Source organism: Mycobacterium parascrofulaceum ATCC BAA-614 (assembly GCF_000164135.1).
In the GTDB taxonomy this organism is placed as follows: domain Bacteria; phylum Actinomycetota; class Actinomycetes; order Mycobacteriales; family Mycobacteriaceae; genus Mycobacterium; species Mycobacterium parascrofulaceum.
In genome coordinates, this window is sequence record NZ_GG770554.1 from 767,286 (window position 1) to 786,489 (window position 19,204).

Below are 19,204 nucleotides of genomic sequence, written 5' to 3' on the forward strand. Positions count from 1 at the left end.
CCTGCTGCGGCGCGGGCGCCATCCACGGGAACATCGGCGGCGGGCCGGCGTTCTGCGGCTGGCTGAGGTCGATCAGCGGCATGCGGGCGAGCGGATCGTCCGACGGCAACCCGTTGATGTTCATCGGCAGGTTGGGGCCGAGTCCCTCGGCGTGCTCGAGGTGCGCGTCGGCGAGCGGAGGCGGCGGGCCCGTCATCGGAGGCAGGTCGACCGGAACCACGCCGGTGGCGTACGCCGACGCCCAGCCGAGCACGTTCTGCGCGTAAGCCATCGAGTTGTTGTAGCGCAGGATCGCCGCCATCACTTGCGACGGGTCGCGGAGGTTGAGGCCGCCGCTGCACAGGTATCGGGCCGCGGCGAGCGTCGAGTCGAACAGGTTCTGCGGGTCGGCGACGCCGTCGCCTTTGCCGTCGGAGGCGTAGCGCGCCCAGGTGCCGGGCAGGAACTGCATCGGCCCCATCGCGCGGGCGTAGGTGGGCCGGTTGCCTGCGCTGCTCTGCAGGATGATCTCGTTGCCCGGCAGCGTGCCGTCCAGCGCAGGGCCGTAGATCGGGACGACCGCGGTGCCGCGCGCGTCGACCGCGCCGCCGCCCGCATGACCCGACTCGATCCGGCCGATCCCGGCCAGCAGGTTCCAGCTGACACCGCAGTTCGGGGCGGCCACGGCCATCTTTTGTTCCGCGCTGCGGTAGGCGGCCAGCGCGATGCTCGGAATGCCAAGTGCCCCGGGGGCATTGACGATCATTGCCGGCGGGGGTGCCGACAAGGCGGGTTCGGCGACGTGGAAGGCGGTCGGGGACCGGTCGATGGCCACGACGGCCGGGCCCGTGAGGTCGGGGATGCTGGGCGAGACGGCGGCCACCGGAGCGATGTTCGCGTGCACCGGCGGGAGCTTTTCGGGGAGGGAAGGGGCGGCTCCGCTGACGGCACCCGCGAAGATCAAGGGGGTGATGGTGGCTACGCCAAACGCGCGCGTCCGTGTGACCTGAAGTGCTCGCTGCCGCTCCAGCGCGGCGGCCGGGCGTGCACCCCGGCGTCCCCCAATGCGCACTCGACCGTCCTAGGTATGTGAGCTGGTCAACTGCTTTTCAGCCGTGAACTAGATCACCATACATAACTCTTGTGACCAGAGTGGCGCAATGGTCGGAACTGGTTTACACAGCTAGTTCTTGGCTGTGCGGCCCCCGCCGCCTTCGCCCTTCTCCGACCCGGCGCCCCCGGCCGCGAGGTCCAAACTGGCCAGCAGGGAGCGCAGATCCTCCAGCTCGTGACGCAGATATTCGCGGGTCACGACCTCACCGACCGCCAGCCGGACCGAGGCGAGCTCGCGGGCCAAGAATTCGGTGTCGGCCTTGGTCTGGGCGGCGCGGTGACGATCCTGTTCCAGCGCGACCCGGTCGCGATTTTCCTGACGATTCTGGGCCAGCAGGATCAGCGGCGCCGCGTACGCCGCCTGCGTGGAGAAGGCCAGGTTGAGCAGGATGAACGGGTAAGGATCCCACCGCAGCCGAACCGCGAACAGGTTCAACGCGATCCACGCCACCACGAGGACGGTCTGCACCAGCAGGTAGCGGCCGGTGCCGAAGAAACGCGCGATGGACTCGGTGATCTGGCCGACGGCCTCGGGGTCCAGTCGGGGCGAGTACCTGCGCGACGTGCGCGGCGTGTAGAGCCGGCGCGGTGCCGAGGACTTGCTCAAACGGATCCTCCCAGTTCTTCGAGCCGGCCGGTGGCGTCGAGCGCCTGCACGTCCACCCGCCAGTCATGCGGCAGCAAGTGATCGAGGAGATCGTCGACCGTCACCGCTCCCAGCAGGTGGTTCTGATCGTCGAGCACCGGTCCGCACACCAGGTTGTACGCGGCCAGGTAGCGGGTCACCGCCGCCAGCGGCGTTTCCGGCGTCAGGGTCAGTAGGTCGGTGTCGACTATCCCGCCGACGATCTCCGACGGTGGTTCGCGCAGCAGCCGCTGCAGGTGCACGCACCCCAAGTACCGACCGGTCGGTGTGGCGGTCGGCGGGCGCACCACGAACACCATGGACGACAGGGCTGGGGTGAGGTCGGGGTCGCGGATCCGGGCCAGCGCCTCGGCGACCGACGTGTCGGGCGTCAGCACCACCGGATCCGATGTCATCAGGCCGCCCGCGGTGTCGGGCGAGTGTGAAAGCAGCCGGCGCACCGGGGCCGAATCGCCGGGGTCCATCCGGGTCAGCAGCATCTCGGCGTCCGTCGGATTCAGCACGCCGAGCAGGTCGGCGGCGTCGTCGGGGTCCATCTCCTCCAGCACGTCGGCCGAGCGTTCGGTGCCCAGTTGGGAAAGCACATCGGCCTGGTCCAGCTCGGGCAGCTCCTGCAGGACGTCCGCCAGCCGGTCGTCGTCGAGCGCTTTGAGCACCTCGTAGCGCCGCTTGGGCGGCAGGCCGCGGATGGCGTCGGCCACGTCGACCGCCTTCCAGCCCTCGAACCGGTCCAGCAGCTGCGTCACCCCCTGGCCCGGCATCGCCAGCGCCGACGGCGTCAGGCCCTGGACGTTCTGCCAATCGACCACGTGCACGGGGCCGCGCCGGCCCAGCCGCCGCTGGCTGCGCACGGCGACCCGGCTCACCATCCAGTCCCGGGTGCGGGTTTGCTCGATGCCCAGGTCGGTGACGACGACGTCGACGCCGGCCAGCTCGGGAAGCGCGAGATCGTTGACCCGGACCTGGGTGTCGAGCACCTGGCCGATCGCCAGCACCTCGCCCGGGCGCTGCTCGAAGTGTCGCAGGGACACGCTGCCGGTGTTCAGCGTGATGGCCTCCGGCTCGATCGTGGCCACCCGGAGCATCGGGATGAAGATGCTGCGGCGCGTCGCCAGGTCGACGACCAGGCCCAGGACGCGCGGTTGCTGGCGCACGATGCTGATGCTGATCACGACGTCGCGGATCCGGCCGAAGGATTCGCCGAGAGGGCCCAGCACCAACATCCGCGAGAGCCGGGCGATGTACACCCTGTTGACCGATGCCATGGGGAAAGCCTAGGCAGCGACGCGCGGCTGGGCGGACGCCGGCGGCGTTGGCCCCGTCAGGTGCTGCCGCTAACGCGAGTGCATGGCGAACAGGACGACGATCGTCGTGACGACCAGGGTGGCGATGCCGATGACGATTCCGGCGACCGCGAGGCCGTAGCCGTCTTGCTGGGTGCGCTTGATCTGGTTGACCGCCACCGCCCCCAGCACGATGGCCACAATCGAGCCGAGACAGCAGCAGAACACCCCGGTGAACGACGAGATGAGCGACGCGATAGCGAGCTTGTTCGTCCCCGGTTTCACTCCGCTCGGCAGGCCGTAGCCGCCGCGGTAGTCCGGTGCGGGGTAGTAGCCGCCCGGAGGGGGCGGCGGGCCGTAGCCGCCGGGCGGCCCGCCGAACTGGGGCGGCCCGGGCTGGTACGGCGGCGCGCCATAGCCGGGTGGCTGGTCGTATCCCGGCGGGGGCCCGTATCCGGAGGGGGGCGGCGGGTATTGGGGCGCGTAACCGGGCTGGTACTCGGTGGGATAGCCGGGCGGCGGATAGGCCGGCGGCGGATAGTCGGGTGGCGGCGGCGATGCCGGCGGTTCCCACGGAGCCGCAGGCTGTTCCGGGGCCCCGCCGGCGGCGGGAGATGGTTCGGCCTGGTCGTCGTGGGCGCGTTCGCCGAAGCCATCGCCGGGCGCTGTCATGGTGTTCAACCTAGCCGATGCGTAGGTGGCGGTTCGGCCGCGAAGCGGCGTGCGCCGCCGCGCTGCGTCGGACGCCGGCGCCTTTTCCTCAGGTCGGTCCGCGGCCCGTGGATAGGCTAGAAGGGCCCGAGATGTGACGTTGGCCGGGGCGGAGGAGAATGAGCATCAATGACTAGTCCTTTCCAGCCCGGTCAAGTTCCCGGCGCGACGCCCCCGAGCGCGGCGGCCGGTCGGCGCGGGGTCCCCTCGCTACCGACACCGCCCAAGGGTTGGCCGGTCGGGTCGTACCCGACCTACGCCGAGGCGCAGCGCGCGGTGGACTACCTCTCCGAGCAACAGTTCCCGGTGCAGCAGGTGATCATCGTCGGCGTCGACCTGATGCAGGTCGAACGGGTCACCGGCCGGTTGTCGTGGCCCAAGGTGCTCGGCGGTGGCGTGCTCAGCGGCGCATGGCTGGGCCTGTTCATCGGGTTGGTGCTCGGCTTCTTCAGCCCGAATCCGTGGGCCGCGCTGGCGACGGGTCTGGTCGCCGGGGTGTTCTTCGGGCTGATCACCTCCGCCGTCCCGTACGCGATGGCCCGTGGCACAAGGGACTTCAGTTCGACCATGCAGTTGGTCGCCGGCCGGTACGACGTCCTCTGCGATCCGCAGAACGCGGAGAAGGCTCGGGATCTCCTGGCGCGCCTGGCAATCTGAGGCCACGCGGAGTCGTGAACCCGGTGGTGAATCGTCACGGACGCCTGCGCCGGATGGGCGTCATCGCGTTGGCGACGATCACCGTCGCGGCGACGGTGCCGGCCTGCGGGTCCGTCCCCAGCGGCCTGGTGATCACCTTCTTCACGCCGGCCACCGATTCGGCGTCCTTCAGCGCCGTCGCCCAAGAGTGCACCCGGCAGATGGGCGGCCGGTTCGCCGTCCAGCATGTGAGCCTGCCGCGGGGGCCCGGCGAACAGCGGGTGCAGCTGGCGCGGCGGCTGAGCGCGCACGACAGCGGGCTCGACGTGATGGCGCTGGACGTGGTGTGGACCGCGGAGTTCGCCGAGGCCGGCTGGGCGTTGCCGCTGTCCGACGACCCCGAGGGGCGGGCCGAGACCGACGCCACCGTCGACACCTTGCCCGGGCCGCTGGCTTCGGCCCGCTGGAAAGGCAAGCTGTATGCCGCACCCGTCATCACCAATACGGAATTGCTTTGGTACCGCGCCGATTTGGTGGGCCAACCGCCCCGGGACTGGGACGCGATGGTGGCCGAGGCCGCCCGGCTGCACGCCGCGGGCCAGCCCGCCTGGATCGCCGTGCAGGCGAACGAGGGCGAGGGCCTGGTCGTCTGGTTCAACACGCTGCTGGTGAGCGGCGGCGGTCAGGTGCTCTCCGAGGACGGCCGCCGGGTCACCCTGACCGACACGCCCGCGCACCGGGCCGCGACCGTCCACGCGCTGCGCATCCTCAAGTCGGTGGCCACCGCCCCCGGGGCCGACCCGTCGATCACCAGGACCGACGAGGGCACGGCGCGCCTGGCGGTCGAACAGGGCAAGGCCGCACTGGAAGTCAACTGGCCCTATGTCCTGGCGTCCATGCTGGAAAACGCCGTCAAGGGCGGGGTCCCCTTCCTTCCGCTGAACCGGGATCCGGCGCTGGCCGGCAGCATCAACGGCGCCGGGACGTTCGTGCCCAGCGACGAGCAGTTCCGCCTGGCCTACGACGCCAGCCAGCAGGTCTTCGGCTTCGCGCCGTATCCCGGTGTGGCCCCGGGCCGCCCGGCCAAGGTGACGATCGGTGGGCTGAACCTCGCGGTGGCCAGCACCACCCGCCACCGCGCGGAAGCCTTCGAGGCCGTGCGATGCCTGCGCAGCCTGCAGAGCCAGAAGTACGTGTCGATGGAAGGCGGCCTGCCCGCGGTGCGGACGTCGTTGTATTCCGACTCGCAGTTCCAGGCCAAGTATCCGATGTACATGATCATCCGCCGGCAACTCACCGACGCCGCCGTGCGGCCGGCGACGCCGGTGTATCAGGCGTTGTCGCTGCGGTTGTCGGCGGCGCTGAGCCCCATCACCCGGATCGACCCGGAGCGGACCGCCGACGAGCTCGCGGCCCAGGCGCAGAAGGCCATCGACGGCAAGGGGTTGTTGCCTTGATCGCGACAGCAGTCGAGGCTGAGCGGGCGGTCGCCGCGCGGCATGCGCGGGCACGAAATCGGCTGTCCGAATGGCGACTTGCGTTCACGCTTGTCGCACCGGCGGCGATCCTGATGCTCTCGGTGACGGCCTACCCGATCGGCTACGCGGTGTGGCTGAGCCTGCAGCGCAACAACCTCGCCACGCCCGACGACACCGCCTTCGTCGGACTGAGCAACTACCAAACGATCCTGACCGACCGGTATTGGTGGTCGGCGCTGGCCGTAACCCTGGGCATCACAGTGGTTTCCGTGTCGCTCGAGTTCGTATTGGGCCTGGCGCTGGCGTTGGTGATGCACCGCACCCTGGTCGGCAGGGGCGTGGTGCGCACCGCGGTGCTCATCCCGTACGGGATCGTCACGGTGGTCGCGTCGTACAGCTGGTACTACGCGTGGACGCCGGGAACCGGTTATCTGGCGAACCTGTTGCCGCACGGCAGCGCGCCGTTGACCCAGCAGATTCCGTCGCTGGGGATCGTCGTCCTCGCCGAGGTCTGGAAGACGACACCGTTCATGTCGCTGCTGCTGCTGGCCGGGCTGGCGCTGGTGCCCGAGGACTTGCTGCGGGCTGCCCAGGTCGACGGCGCCGGGCCCTGGCGAAGGCTGGTGCGCGTCACGTTGCCCATCATCAAGCCGGCGGTCGTGGTCGCGTTGCTGTTCCGCACGCTGGACGCCTTCCGCATCTTCGACAACATCTACGTGCTGACCGATGGCGCGAACAACACCGACTCGGTGTCAATCCTGGGTTATGACAACCTGTTCAAGGGGTTCAACGTCGGATTGGGCTCGGCGATCAGCGTGCTGATCTTCGTCTGTGCGGGCATCATCGCGCTCGTCTATATCAAGGTGTTCGGGGTGGCGGCGCCCGGTGGTGATCCCGATGGCCACTGAACGAGGACGGGCCGCGGGCCGCGGCCGGCGGGTCGTCGCGTGGGCCGTCATCGACGCGGTCGTGGTGGTGTACGCGCTTCTGCCGGTGCTGTGGATCCTCAGCCTCTCGCTCAAGCCGACGTCAACGGTCAAGGACGGCAAGCTGATCCCGTCGTCGGTGTCCTTCGAGAACTATCGCGGCATCTTCCGGGGCGACCTGTTCAGCTCGGCGCTGATCAACTCGATCGGGATCGGTTTGACCGCGACCGCGATCGCGGTGGTGCTCGGTGCGATGGCGGCGTACGCGATTGCGCGGCTGGACTTTCCCGGTAAGCGAGTGTTGATCGGTGCCACCCTGCTGGTCACCATGTTCCCGGCGATCTCACTGGTCACTCCGCTGTTCAACATCGAACGCTTCGTCGGGCTGTTCGACACCTGGCCGGGTCTGATCCTGCCCTACATCACGTTCGCCCTGCCGCTTGCCATCTACACGTTGTCGGCGTTCTTCCGGGAGATTCCGTGGGATCTGGAGAAGGCGGCCAAAATGGACGGCGCCACCCCGGCCCAGGCCTTCCGCAAGGTGATCGTGCCGCTGGCCGCGCCCGGGGTGGTGACCGCCGCGATCCTGGTGTTCATCTTCGCGTGGAACGACCTGCTGCTGGCGCTGTCGCTGACCGCCACGAAATCGGCGATCACGGCGCCGGTGGCCATCGCGAATTTCGGGGGCAGTTCGCAATTCGAGGAGCCCACCGGATCGATCGCGGCCGGTGCCGTGGTGATCACGGTCCCGATCATCGTCTTTGTTCTAATCTTCCAACGACGAATCATCGCCGGGTTGACCTCTGGCGCTGTGAAGGGATAGCGCGATGGCCGAGATTGTGCTGGACCACGTCAGCAAGAGCTACCCCGACGGTGCCACCGCGGTCAACGACCTCAGCATCACCATCGCCGACGGTGAATTCCTGATCCTGGTCGGGCCGTCGGGCTGCGGCAAGACGACGACGCTGAACATGATCGCCGGCCTCGAGGACATCTCGTCGGGGGAGTTGCGCATCGGCGGCGAACGCATGAACGAGAAGCCGCCCAAGGACCGCGACATCGCGATGGTCTTCCAGTCGTACGCGCTGTACCCCCACATGACCGTGCGGCAGAACATCGCGTTCCCGCTGACGCTGGCGAAGATGAAGAAGGCGGAGATCGCCAAGAAGGTCGAGGAGACGGCGCGAACCCTGGACCTGACCGAGCTGCTGGACCGCAAGCCCTCCCAATTGTCGGGCGGGCAGCGGCAGCGCGTCGCGATGGGCCGGGCGATCGTGCGGCAGCCCAAGGCTTTCCTGATGGACGAGCCGCTGTCCAACCTGGACGCCAAGCTGCGCGTGCAGATGCGTGGCGAGATCGCCCGGCTGCAAAAGCGGCTCGGCACCACGACCGTCTACGTCACCCACGACCAGACCGAGGCCATGACGCTGGGGGACCGGGTGGTGGTGATGCACGCCGGAATTGCGCAGCAGATCGGCACCCCGGACGAGCTTTACGAACACCCGGCCAACCTGTTCGTCGCGGGGTTCATCGGCTCGCCGGCCATGAATTTCTTGCCGGCCACGTTGACGCCCATCGGTCTGACGCTGCCCTTCGGGGAGGTGATGCTGACACCGGAAGTCCGCGAGGTGATCGCGCAACACCCGGCACCGAAGAACGTCATCGTCGGGGTGCGGCCCGAGCATCTGCAGGACGCCTCGTTGATCGACGGTTACCAGCGGATCAGGGCGCTCACGTTCGAGGTGAAGGTCGACTTGGTCGAATCGCTGGGAGCCGACAAGTTCGTGTACTTCTCGACCGCGGGGTGGGCAGCGCGGTCCGCGCAGCTGGACGAGCTGGCCGCGGAGGCCGATGCACACGAAAACCAGTTCGTGGCAAGGGTTCCCGCGGAATCCAAGGCGGCGATCGGCCAGTCGATCGAGCTGGCGTTCGACACCACGAAGCTTGCCGTTTTCGATGCCGACTCCGGGGCGAACCTGACCATCGCCGCGGCGCAGCAGCGGTGAGCCAGATCCTGGATCAGGTGCGCGCGCATCTGCGCCGCCATTTCACCGATGCCGAACCCGATTCGGCGAGCGTCACATTCCTGGGCACCGAGCCCATCGACGTGCTGCGTTTCCGCGGGAACGACGGCGTGATGCACTACGTGTCGGTGGGCTGTTCGCGCTATCCGATGACCGACCCGACGCAGGTCGTCGACGACCGGACGCGCGGGCCCCGCGCCGAAGTGGTGCTGTGCCTGCGCGATCCCGGGCCGGTCACCGGCATCGCCCGAAGCCTGGCCGTGCTCGCGGCGACCCCGGCCGTGGAGGGTCTGGTGCTGACAGCCGGCGCGCTGGTCGACCTCGGCTCGCCCCTGTGGGCGCGGCCGGCGGGCCGGGCCGCCTTCACCGCGGTGTTGTTGGGCCCCAGCGACATCGACGATCTGCCGCTGGAACCACCTCGCGAACCGGTGCGATTCCTCTCGGCGACCCCCATCACCGCGACGGAGGCGGCCTGGGTGCGGCTGAAGGGCGCCGAAGCCATGCGACAGGCGTGGCAGAGCGACGGCGTCGACGTGCTGAACCCGAATCGGCCTGCCGCGCAACCGGGTTGATTTCGGTTGCCGAGCAGACGCAAAATCGCACTCCGCGACGCGAATTCGTGCGATTTTGTGACTGCTCGCGAGGGGAAGGCGCCCCTACAGCCAGTTGTTGCGCCGGAACTGGAAGTACAGCACCAGACAGGTCAGCGTCATGGCGGCCATGACGCCCGGGTATCCCCACGTCCAGTTCAGCTCGGGCATGAAATGGAAGTTCATCCCGTAGATCGCGGCGACCATGGTGGGCACCGCCAAGATACCGGCCCAGGCCGCCATCTTGCGCATGTCGTTGTTCTGCTGCATCCCCACGCGCGCCAGCGCCGCCTGGATCAGTGAGTTGAGCATGTCGTCGTAGCTGGCGATGTGGTCGGCGGCCTCGGAATGGTGGTCGGCGAGGTCGCGCAGGTAACGTCGCACCTCTTTGGAGATGAGGTCCTTGTTCTCGATCTGGATCCGGTGGAACGCGCCGGATAGCGGGTTGACGCAGCGGCGAAGTTCGACGACCTCACGCTTGAGCAGATAGATCGGCTCGACGTCGATCTTGCGGCCCGGGGCGAATGCCACTTCCTCGATGCTGTCGATGTCGGATTCGATGAGATGACTGACCACGAGGTAGTGGCTCACCACTTCGTGGGCGATGGCGTGCATCACCGCATACGGCCCCAGGCGCAGCTGCTCGGGTTCCGACTCCATGCGCTTGCGGACCTCGGACAGCCCCCCGTGTTCGCCGTGGCGGACGGTGACCACGAAATCCTTTCCGACGAACACCATCACCTCGCCGGTTTCGACGATCTGCCGGGCCTGCGCGACCGATTCGTGCGGGACGTAATTGACCGTCTTCAAAACGAGGAAGAGCGTCTCGTCGTAGCGTTCCAGCTTCGGCCGCTGGTGCGCGCACACGGCGTCCTCGACGGCCAGCGGGTGCATGCCGAAAAGATCCGCGACTTCCTGCATCTCGGCCTGATCGGGTTCGCGCAGGCCAACCCAGACGAACGCCTCGTGCCCGAGCATTTCGATCTGGCGCACCTTCTCCCGCGCCGCGGCGTAGCTGAATTTCCCCGGCAGCCGGTGGCCCTCGGCGTAGACGGCGCAGTCGACCAATGTCTCGTTGGGGGTCTGCGGCTGAGGATCCGGGCGTTGTACGCGTGGCTCCTGCGCGAGCGGCCGAAGCGCTTCGGGCAGTGCGTCGAAACCCTGGAACACCTCCACCTCCGATCGTTGCGCAGGTCTGACCGGCGGTGCTCCATGCTACGCGTCCCGGGTTCCCAAAGCGCGACGATCGGGCCGTGGGCGGGCGGGCGGGTGTCGGACCGGAGGTTGGCGGCCCAGCAGAGTGCGCTAGTTTCGAGCCGAGACCCGAATCTGCATGACTACCTCCACAAGGAGCATTTCGACGTGAGCGCAAGTCCTCTCAAGGTTGCCGTCACCGGCGCCGCCGGCCAGATCGGCTACAGCCTGTTGTTCCGCCTGGCGAGCGGTTCGCTGCTGGGCCCCAACCGTCCGATCGAGCTGCGCCTGCTCGAGATCGAGCCGGCGCTGAAGGCGCTCGAGGGCGTCGTGATGGAGCTCGACGACTGCGCGTTCCCGACGCTGGCCGGGGTCGAGACCGGTTCGGACCCGAACAAGATCTTCGACGGTGCCAACCTCGCCCTGCTGGTCGGCGCCCGGCCGCGCGGGCCGGGCATGGAGCGCAGCGACTTGCTGGAGGCCAACGGCGCCATCTTCACCGCGCAGGGCAAGGCCCTGAACTCGGTCGCCGCCGACGACGTGCGCGTGCTGATCACCGGCAACCCGGCCAACACCAACGCGCTGATCGCGATGAGCAACGCCCCCGACATCCCCCGCGAGCGGTTCTCCGCACTGACGCGCCTCGACCACAACCGCGCGATCTCGCAGCTGGCCAAGAAGGCCGGCGCCACCGTCTCCGACATCAAGAAGATGACCATCTGGGGCAACCACTCGGCCACCCAGTACCCCGACATCTTCCACGCCGAGATCGGCGGCAAGAACGCCGCCGAGGTCGTGGGTGACCAGAACTGGCTCGAGAACGACTTCATCCCGACCGTCGCCAAGCGCGGCGCCGCCGTCATCGACGCGCGCGGCGCTTCCTCGGCCGCGTCGGCCGCGTCGGCCACCGTCGACGCCGCGCGGGACTGGCTGCTGGGCTCACCCGACGGTGACTGGGTGTCGATGTCGGTGATCTCCGATGGCTCCTACGGCGTGCCCGAGGGCTTGATCTCGTCGTTCCCGGTCACCACGAAGGACGGCGACTGGAAGATCGTCACCGGCCTGGAGATCAACGACTTCTCCCGCGCCCGGATCGACAAGTCGACCGGCGAGCTGGCCGACGAGCGCAACGCGGTCACCGAGCTGGGTCTGATCTGATCTCGGTCCCGTGGTGATCGCAAGCGCGGCGAAGCCGGGCGCTGGGGGTACCGCCCGCTTGCGGGGGACGGGTCGCCACCGATGCCCCGCAATCCGATCCCGGCAGATTAGGGCTACTAATCGGTAGTCAGTACCCTGGGGCGCGTGTCCGAGTTGATTGAATCGATACAGACGCGCGCCGAGCACGGCGCGATCACCGACGCGGAGATCTTCGAGGCACACGTAGGCGGCAAGCTTTCCGTCGGCCTGACGGCTCCGCTGGACACCCAGCGCGCATTGTCGATCGCCTACACCCCGGGTGTGGCCCAGGTCAGTCGCGCGATAGCCGTCGATCGCACCCAGGCCGCCCGCTACACATGGGCGAACCGGCTGGTCGCCGTCGTCAGCGACGGCAGCGCCGTGCTGGGTCTGGGTGACATCGGCCCTGCCGCGTCGCTGCCGGTGATGGAGGGCAAGTGCGCCCTGTTTCAGGCTTACGGCGGGCTGAACGCGATCCCGATCGTGCTGGACACCAAGGACCCCGACGAGATCGTCGAAACCCTGGTGCGCCTGCGCCCGACGTTCGGCGCGGTCAACCTCGAGGACATCTCCGCGCCGCGCTGCTTCGAGATCGAACGGCGAGTCATCGAGGCGCTGGACTGCCCGGTGATGCACGACGATCAGCACGGGACGGCGATCGTCGCGTTGGCCGCACTGATGGGCGCCACCAAGTTGCTCGGCCGCGACATGACGTCGCTGCGGGTGGTGGTCTCGGGCGCCGGGGCCGCCGGGGTCGCATGCACGAATCTCCTGATGGCCATGGGCGTTTCCGACATCACCGTGCTCGACTCGCGGGGGATTCTGCACACCGGCCGCGACGACATGAACAGCGTCAAGAAGGTTCTGGCGCAGCGCACGAACCCGGAAGGTCTCACCGGCAGCGTGGCCGAAGCGTTGCGCGGCGCCGACGTGTTCCTCGGGGTGTCGGGCGGTGTGGTCCCCGAGGAGATGATCGCGACCATGGCGCCGGATGCGATCGTCTTCGCGCTGTCGAACCCCGACCCGGAGATCCATCCGCAGGTCGCCGCCAAGTACGCCGCGGTGGTGGCCACCGGCCGCAGCGATTTCCCCAACCAGATCAACAACGTGCTGGCCTTCCCGGGCGTGTTCCGGGGCGCGCTGGATGCCGGGGCGCGCCGGATCACCGAGAAGATGATGGTCGCCGCGGCCGAGGCGATCTTCTCGGTCGTCAGCGATGACCTGGCCTTCGACCGGATCGTTCCCAGCCCGCTGGACCTGCGCGTCGGTCATGCGGTCGCCACGGCGGTGGCCCTGGCCGCGGATCCCGCCGACATCGCGGGGTGAGAATCGGCTGGCTGGCGGTGCCGCTGCTCGCCGCCGTACTCGTCGCGGCCGGCTGCGGAACCGACGCCGGCGATCACCGCCCCCGTCCGGAGCTGGTGGTCGGCTCCGGCGCGGATCCCGAGGCCAAGCTGCTGGCCGGCGTTTACGTGGCCGCGTTGCGGTCATACGGTTTCGCGGCGCACGCCGAGACCGCCGACGACCCGATGGCGCGCCTGGACTCGGGCGCGTTCACCGTCGTCCCGGCGCTGACCGGGCGCGAACTGCAGAGCCTGCAGCCCGGTGCGACGGCGATGTCCGACGCCGAGGTCTATCGCGCGATGGTGGCGGCACTGCCCGAGGGTGTCGCCGCGGGCGACTACACGACGGCCGCGGAGGACAAACCCGTGCTGCTGGTGTCGGGGTCCACCGCCAAGGCGTGGGGCGGCAGTGACGTCAGCGCCGACCTGAGCACGCTGCCGAAGCACTGCGCCGGCTTGGTGATCGGCGCGGTCGCCGGGCGCCCGGCCCCTTCGGCCGTCGGCGCCTGCCGGCTTCCCGCCGCGCGCGAATTCGCCGATGACACAACGATGTTCGCCGCGATAAGGGCCGGGCAACTGACGGCGGGGTGGGCGACCACCGCCGACCCCGGCCTGCCCGCCGACCTCGTCACGCTCGCCGACGGCAAGCCGGCGCTGATACGGGCCGAGAACGTGGTGCCGCTGTACCGGCGCAACGCGCTGAGCGATCGGCAACTGCTGGCGATCAACGAGGTGGCCGGCGTGCTGGACACCGCGGCCCTGGTGGACATGCGCCGCCAGGTTGCCGGCGGCGCCGATCCGCAGTCGGTGGCCGACGGGTGGCTGGCCGAGCACCCGCTGGGGCGGTGAGCGGTCAGCGCTTGGGCATCAGCCGGTGCACCACCTGCTGCACTCGTCGCATGACGGGCCCGCCCAACAGCCGCTCGGGTCTCGACCCGGTCAGCCGCACCACCAGATCCATGGCTTTCACGTCGGGGCCGACCAGCACCCGAGGCTTGCCTTTGCGCACCGCCGCCAGGATGATCTGGGCCGCCCGTTGCGGCGTCGTCTTGGCCTGTTGTTCCTCGAACAGTTCCGCCAGCCCGTCCTGGTCGAGCCCCTCGGCGAAGACGGCGTTGCGGGCGAAGCCGGTCCGCACGCCACCGGGGTGCACCGTCGTCACCCGGACCGGGTGGCCGGCGAGCACCATCTCCTGCCGCAGCGCCTCCGTGAAACCCCGGACGGCGAACTTGGCCGAAACGTAGGCCGCCTGCCCGGGGGCCGAGAACAGGCCGAGCGCGCTGGAAATGTTGATGACGTGGCCGTCGCCGGAGGCGATCAGGTGCGGGAGGAACGCCTTGGTGCCGTTGACGACGCCCCAATAGTCGACGTCCATCACCCGCTCGATGTCCTTGAACCGGGCGTCTTCGATGGACCCGACGAACGTGATGCCCGCGTTGTTGTAGATCTGGTTCACCGTGCCGAAGTGCTCGTGGACGGCGTCGGCGTACGCCAGGAACGCCTCGCGTTCGGTCACGTCGAGCCGGTCGGCCTTGACGTCGGCGCCGATCGCCTTCAGCTGCGCCTCGGTCTCGGCCAGTCCGTCGACGTCGACGTCGCTGATCGCAACCTTGGCGCCCTCGCGCCACAGTTCCAGGGCCAATGCCCGGCCGATCCCCGAACCCGCGCCGGTGACGACGGCGACCTTGCCGGCGAACTCATGCATCGGTACTCCCTCGTGGCAGCGTGACCGCGTTGAGGCTATCCGTTACGCGCGATTACCGCTACGGCGCGTCACTGCTTGGGCATCATGCGGCCCATGACGGGTCCGAACAGCTGCTGATATCCGGCGCCGGTCAACCGCACCAAGGCGTCCAACACCTTGGCGTCGGTGCCGACCAGCACCCGCGCCTTCTTCTTGCGCACGGCGTCCAGGATGATCTGGGCGGCCCGTTGCGGGCTGGTCCTGGCGAGCCGTTTGTCGAACACGCTGGCCAGCTGTTCCCGGTCGAGCCCCTCGGCGGCGGTGGCGTTGCGGGCGATCGCCGTTTTGATGCCGCCGGGGTGGACCGTGCTGACCGCCACCGGGTGCCCGGCCGCCGCCATTTCCTGCCGCAGCGCCTCCGTGAACCCCCGGACGGCGAACTTGGCCGAGTTGTAGGCCGCCTGCCCGGGCACCGCGAAGAGCCCGAACACGCTGGAGACGTTGATGACGTGGCCGTCGCCGGAGGCGATCAGGTGGGGGAGGAACGCCTTGGTGCCGTTGACGACGCCCCAGAAATCGACGTCCATCACCCGCTCGATGTCCTTGAACTGGCTGACCTCCACGTCGCCGGTGAAGGCGATGCCGGCGTTGTTGTAGATCTGGTTCACCTTGCCGAAGTGCTCGCGGACGGCGTCGGCGTAGGCCAGGAACGCCTCGCGTTCGGTCACGTCGAGCCGGTCGGCTTTGACCTCGGCGCCGATTGCCTTCAACTGCGCCTCGGTCTCGGCGAGCCCCTCGAGGTCGACATCACTGATCGCGACCTTGGCGCCCGAGCGGGCCAACTCGACGGCCAGCGCCCGGCCGATACCCGAACCCGCGCCCGTCACCACGGCGACCTTGCCCGCGAACCCCTGCATGAGGCCTCTTTCCTATCGGCTCGTTTTGCGTCGAGGTTAGCCGGTACCCGCGGTCCCCAGTACCGCCGGGCTAGCGGAAGGCCGTGTCGAGGATCTCCTGCTGCTCGACCGCGTGCACCTTGGACGAGCCCGACGACGGGGCCGACATGGCCCGGCGGGAGATCCGCTTGAGCCCGGTCAGCTTGTCGGGCAGCAACTCGGGCAGCTCGAGGCCGAACCGCGGCCACGCGCCCTGGTTGGCCGGCTCCTCCTGCACCCAGAAGAACTCCCTGGCGCCGGGATAGCGGTCCAGCGTCTCGTTGAGCCGGCGCTTGGGCAGCGGGGCGAGCTGCTCGATGCGCACGATCGCGACGTCATCCCGGTTGTCCTTGGCCTTGCGGGCCACCAGCTCGTAGTAGATCTTGCCGCTGGTCAACAGGATGCGGGTGACCTTGCTGCGGTCACCGATGCCGTCCTCGTAGGTCGGCTCCTCGAGCACCGAGCGGAACTTGATCTCGGTGAAGTCCCGGACGTCGCTCACGGCGGCCTTGTTGCGCAGCATCGACTTCGGCGTGAACACGATCAGCGGCCGCTGGACACCGTCGAGCGCGTGCCGGCGCAACAGGTGGAAATAGTTGGACGGCGTCGAGGGCATCGCGATCGTCATGGAACCCTCCGCCCACAGCTGCAGGAAGCGTTCGATGCGGCCGGAGGTGTGGTCGGGACCCTGTCCCTCGTGGCCGTGCGGCAGCAGCAGCACCACGTTGGACAACTGGCCCCATTTGGCCTCGCCGGAGCTGATGAACTCGTCGATGATGGACTGCGCGCCGTTGACGAAGTCGCCGAACTGTGCCTCCCACAGGACAAGCGCGTCCGGATTGCCGACCGTGTAGCCGTATTCGAAGCCGACCGCCGCGTACTCCGACAACGGGGAGTCGTAGACCAGGAACTTGCCGCCGGTGGGGGTGCCATCGGGGTTGGTCGCCAGCAGTTGCAACGGGGTGAACTCCTGGCCGGTGTTGCGGTCGATGATCACCGAGTGCCGTTGCGAGAAGGTGCCGCGCCGGGTGTCCTGGCCCGACAGCCGCACCAGCTTGCCCTCGGCGACCAGCGAACCCAGCGCCAGCAGCTCGCCGAAAGCCCAGTCCACCTTGCCCTCGTAGGCCATCTCCCGGCGCTTCTCCAGCACCGGCTGCACCCGCGGGTGGGCGGTGAAGCCCTCCGGCAGGGCGAGGAACGCGTCACCGATGCGGGACAGCAACGCCTTGTCCACCGCGGTGGACAGGCCCGCGGGCAGCATCTGGTCGGCCTCGACCGATTCGCTCGGTTGTACGCCGTGTTTCTCGAGTTCCCGGACCTCGTTGAAGACCCGCTCCAGCTGGCCCTGGTAGTCGCGCAGCGCGTCCTCGGCCTCCTTGAGCGAGATGTCGCCGCGGCCGATCAGGGCCTCGGTGTAGCTCTTGCGGGCGCCGCGCTTGACGTCGACGACGTCGTACATGGCGGGGTTGGTCATCGACGGGTCGTCGCCCTCGTTGTGGCCGCGGCGCCGGTAGCAGATCATGTCGATCACGACGTCCTTGTTGAACTCCTGGCGGAAGTCCACGGCCAGCTTCGCCACCCAGACGCAGGCTTCCGGGTCGTCGCCGTTGACGTGGAAGATCGGGGCCCCGACCATCTTGGCGACGTCGGTGCAGTACTCGCTGGATCGCGAATACTCCGGCGCGGTGGTGAAACCGATCTGGTTGTTGACGATGATGTGGATCGTGCCGCCGACGCGGTAGCCCGGCAGGTTGGCCAGGTTCAGGGTCTCCGCGACGACGCCCTGGCCCGCGAACGCCGCGTCACCGTGCAGCATCATCGGGACCACCGAGAACGCCTTCTGGCTTTCGGCGCCGCCGTCGAGCAGGTCCTGCTTGGCCCGCACCAAACCCTCCAGCACCGGGTCGACGGCCTCGAGGTGGGAGGGGTTGGCGGTCAGCGACACCTGAATGTCGTTGTCGCCGAACATCTGCAGGTACACGCCGGTGGCGCCGAGGTGGTATTTGACGTCGCCGGAACCGTGCGCCTGCGACGGGTTGAGGTTGCCCTCGAACTCGCTGAAGATCTGCTTGTACGGCTTGCCGACGATGTTGGCCAGCACGTTGAGCCGGCCGCGGTGCGGCATCCCGATGACCACTTCGTCGAGGCCGTGTTCGGCGCACTGGTCGATCGCCGCGTCCATCATCGGGATCACGCTCTCGGCGCCTTCCAACGAGAAACGCTTCTGCCCAACGTATTTGGTTTGCAGGAAGGTCTCGAAGGCCTCGGCGGCGTTCAGCCGACTCAGGATGTACTTCTGCTCGGCGACCGTCGGTTTGACGTGCTTGGTCTCCACCCGCTGCTGCAGCCACTGCTGCTGTTCGGGCTCGAGGATGTGCGTGTACTCCACCCCGATGTGGCGGCAGTAGGCGTCGCGCAGCAGGCCCAGCACGTCGCGCAGCTTCTTGTACTCGCAGCCGGCGAACCCGTCGACCTTGAACACCCGGTCGAGATCCCACAGCGTCAGGCCGTGGTTGAGGATTTCGAGGTCGGGGTGGCTGCGGAACCGGCTGCCGTCCAACCGCAGCGGGTCGATGTCGGCCATCAGGTGACCGCGGTTGCGGTAGGCCGCGATCAGCTCCATCACCCGGGCGTTCTTGTCGACGATCGAGTCCGGGTTGTCGGTGCTCCACCGCACCGGCAGGTACGGGTTGCCCAGTTCGCGGAAGATGTCGTCCCAGAACGCGTCCGACAGCAGCATCTCGTGGATGGCGCGCAGGAAGTCCCCGGATTCCGCGCCCTGGATGATCCGGTGGTCGTACGTGGAGGTCAGGGTGATCAGTTTGCCGATCCCCAACTCGGCGATGCGTTCCTCGCTGGCGCCCTGGAATTCGGCGGGGTATTCCATGGCGCCGACGCCGATGATGGCGCCCTGGCCCGTCATCAGCCGCGGCACCGAGTGCACGGTGCCGATGGTGCCGGGGTTGGTCAGCGAAATCGTCACGCCGCCAAAGTCTTCGGCGGTCAGCTTGCCGTCACGGGCCCGCCGCACGATGTCCTCGTAGGCGGAGACGAATTCCGCGAACCGCATCGTCTCGCAGCCCTTGATGCCGGCCACCACCAGCGAGCGCTTGCCGTCCTTGCCCTGCAGGTCGATGGCCAGGCCCAGGTTGGTGTGTGCGGGGGTGACGGCGGTCGGTTTGCCGTCGACCTCGGCGTAGTGGCGGTTCATGTTGGGGAACTGCTTGGTCGCCTGCACCAGCGCGTAGCCCAGCAGGTGGGTGAAGGAGATCTTGCCGCCGCGGGTGCGCTTGAGCTGGTTGTTGATGACGATCCGGTTGTCGATCAGCAGCTTGGCCGGCACCGCGCGCACGCTGGTGGCGGTCGGCACCTCCAGCGACGCGGACATGTTCTTCACGACGGCGGCCGCGGCGCCGCGCAGCGTCTGCAGCTCGTCGCCTTCGGCCGGTGGGGGAGTCGGGGCTTTGGCCTTGGCCGGGGCGGGCG

At 68.5% G+C, this 19,204-nt stretch carries 17 protein-coding genes; 9 read left to right on the forward strand and 8 right to left on the reverse strand.

The window, feature by feature from the left end; translation table 11 throughout:
• From HMPREF0591_RS13645 to HMPREF0591_RS13660, 4 genes are all read right to left on the reverse strand, one after another.
• The coding region (locus HMPREF0591_RS13645) for a lytic transglycosylase domain-containing protein (RefSeq protein WP_040622503.1) at positions 1-1,051 on the reverse strand (1,051 nt) is incomplete at its 3' end.
• 111 nt (positions 1,052-1,162) lie between these two features.
• The gene (locus tag HMPREF0591_RS13650) at positions 1,163-1,699 is read right to left on the reverse strand and encodes a DUF1003 domain-containing protein (RefSeq protein WP_007169160.1); all 537 of its coding nucleotides are present in this window, start codon (positions 1,697-1,699) and stop codon (positions 1,163-1,165) included.
• Positions 1,696-3,003, reverse strand: a complete 1,308-nt coding sequence (locus tag HMPREF0591_RS13655; protein WP_007169161.1) for a magnesium transporter MgtE N-terminal domain-containing protein — start codon at positions 3,001-3,003, stop codon at positions 1,696-1,698. Before HMPREF0591_RS13655 ends, HMPREF0591_RS13650 begins: the two co-directional genes overlap by 4 nt.
• A gap of 69 nt (positions 3,004-3,072) precedes the next feature.
• Positions 3,073-3,693 (reverse strand): DUF4190 domain-containing protein, encoded by a 621-nt coding sequence (locus HMPREF0591_RS13660; RefSeq protein WP_167310145.1) that lies wholly within the window; start codon positions 3,691-3,693, stop codon positions 3,073-3,075.
• 168 nt (positions 3,694-3,861) lie between these two features.
• On the opposite strand from HMPREF0591_RS13660, the gene HMPREF0591_RS13665 reads away from it, so the two are divergent.
• From HMPREF0591_RS13665 to HMPREF0591_RS13690, 6 genes are read left to right on the forward strand one after another with little or no spacing between them, the layout of a single operon-like run.
• On the forward strand, positions 3,862-4,389 hold the full coding sequence (locus HMPREF0591_RS13665; RefSeq protein WP_007169163.1) for a general stress protein: 528 nt from the start codon (positions 3,862-3,864) through the stop codon (positions 4,387-4,389).
• A 53-nt stretch (positions 4,390-4,442) separates the two neighbouring features.
• Entirely contained in the window at positions 4,443-5,825 is a 1,383-nt protein-coding gene (locus tag HMPREF0591_RS13670) for an extracellular solute-binding protein (protein ID WP_425270190.1), read from the forward strand.
• A complete protein-coding gene (locus tag HMPREF0591_RS13675; RefSeq protein WP_050790058.1) occupies positions 5,825-6,754 on the forward strand; it encodes a carbohydrate ABC transporter permease in 930 nt (309 codons plus the stop codon). Before HMPREF0591_RS13670 ends, HMPREF0591_RS13675 begins: the two co-directional genes overlap by 1 nt.
• Positions 6,744-7,595, forward strand: coding sequence for a carbohydrate ABC transporter permease (locus HMPREF0591_RS13680; RefSeq protein ID WP_007169166.1), 852 nt, complete (start codon positions 6,744-6,746; stop codon positions 7,593-7,595). The genes HMPREF0591_RS13675 and HMPREF0591_RS13680 overlap by 11 nt, the downstream gene beginning before the upstream one ends.
• Positions 7,596-7,599: 4 nt before the next feature.
• Complete coding sequence (locus HMPREF0591_RS13685; RefSeq protein WP_007169167.1) at positions 7,600-8,778, forward strand: ABC transporter ATP-binding protein; 1,179 nt, start codon at positions 7,600-7,602, stop codon at positions 8,776-8,778.
• A complete protein-coding gene (locus HMPREF0591_RS13690; RefSeq protein WP_007169168.1) occupies positions 8,775-9,368 on the forward strand; it encodes a suppressor of fused domain protein in 594 nt (197 codons plus the stop codon). The genes HMPREF0591_RS13685 and HMPREF0591_RS13690 overlap by 4 nt, the downstream gene beginning before the upstream one ends.
• Before the next feature lie 84 nt (positions 9,369-9,452).
• On the opposite strand, the gene corA is transcribed toward HMPREF0591_RS13690, so the two are convergent.
• Positions 9,453-10,556 carry a magnesium/cobalt transporter CorA gene (gene corA / locus HMPREF0591_RS13695; protein WP_007169169.1) on the reverse strand — a complete coding sequence of 368 codons (1,104 nt, stop codon included), beginning with the start codon at positions 10,554-10,556 and terminating at the stop codon, positions 9,453-9,455.
• Between the two features lie 192 nt (positions 10,557-10,748).
• Here corA and HMPREF0591_RS13700 point away from each other — a divergent pair, with 192 nt between their 5' ends.
• The 3 genes from HMPREF0591_RS13700 to HMPREF0591_RS13710 all read left to right on the forward strand — a co-directional run bounded on the left by HMPREF0591_RS13700 (position 10,749) and on the right by HMPREF0591_RS13710 (position 13,948).
• Positions 10,749-11,738, forward strand: a complete 990-nt coding sequence (locus tag HMPREF0591_RS13700) for a malate dehydrogenase (protein ID WP_040622507.1) — start codon at positions 10,749-10,751, stop codon at positions 11,736-11,738.
• A 144-nt stretch (positions 11,739-11,882) separates the two neighbouring features.
• The gene (locus tag HMPREF0591_RS13705) at positions 11,883-13,082 is read left to right on the forward strand and encodes an NAD(P)-dependent malic enzyme (RefSeq protein WP_007169171.1); all 1,200 of its coding nucleotides are present in this window, start codon (positions 11,883-11,885) and stop codon (positions 13,080-13,082) included.
• Positions 13,079-13,948 carry a glycine betaine ABC transporter substrate-binding protein gene (locus HMPREF0591_RS13710; protein WP_007169172.1) on the forward strand — a complete coding sequence of 290 codons (870 nt, stop codon included), beginning with the start codon at positions 13,079-13,081 and terminating at the stop codon, positions 13,946-13,948. Before HMPREF0591_RS13705 ends, HMPREF0591_RS13710 begins: the two co-directional genes overlap by 4 nt.
• A 4-nt stretch (positions 13,949-13,952) precedes the next feature.
• Here HMPREF0591_RS13710 and HMPREF0591_RS13715 read toward each other — a convergent pair whose 3' ends face one another.
• The 3 genes from HMPREF0591_RS13715 to HMPREF0591_RS13725 form a co-directional block, all read right to left on the reverse strand.
• On the reverse strand, positions 13,953-14,804 hold the full coding sequence (locus HMPREF0591_RS13715; protein ID WP_007169173.1) for an SDR family NAD(P)-dependent oxidoreductase: 852 nt from the start codon (positions 14,802-14,804) through the stop codon (positions 13,953-13,955).
• A gap of 68 nt (positions 14,805-14,872) precedes the next feature.
• Positions 14,873-15,700 carry an SDR family NAD(P)-dependent oxidoreductase gene (locus tag HMPREF0591_RS13720; protein WP_007169174.1) on the reverse strand — a complete coding sequence of 276 codons (828 nt, stop codon included), beginning with the start codon at positions 15,698-15,700 and terminating at the stop codon, positions 14,873-14,875.
• Between the two features lie 70 nt (positions 15,701-15,770).
• Positions 15,771-19,204, reverse strand: a 3,434-nt coding sequence (locus HMPREF0591_RS13725; protein WP_007169175.1) for a multifunctional oxoglutarate decarboxylase/oxoglutarate dehydrogenase thiamine pyrophosphate-binding subunit/dihydrolipoyllysine-residue succinyltransferase subunit, incomplete at its 5' end; no start/stop codon positions are given.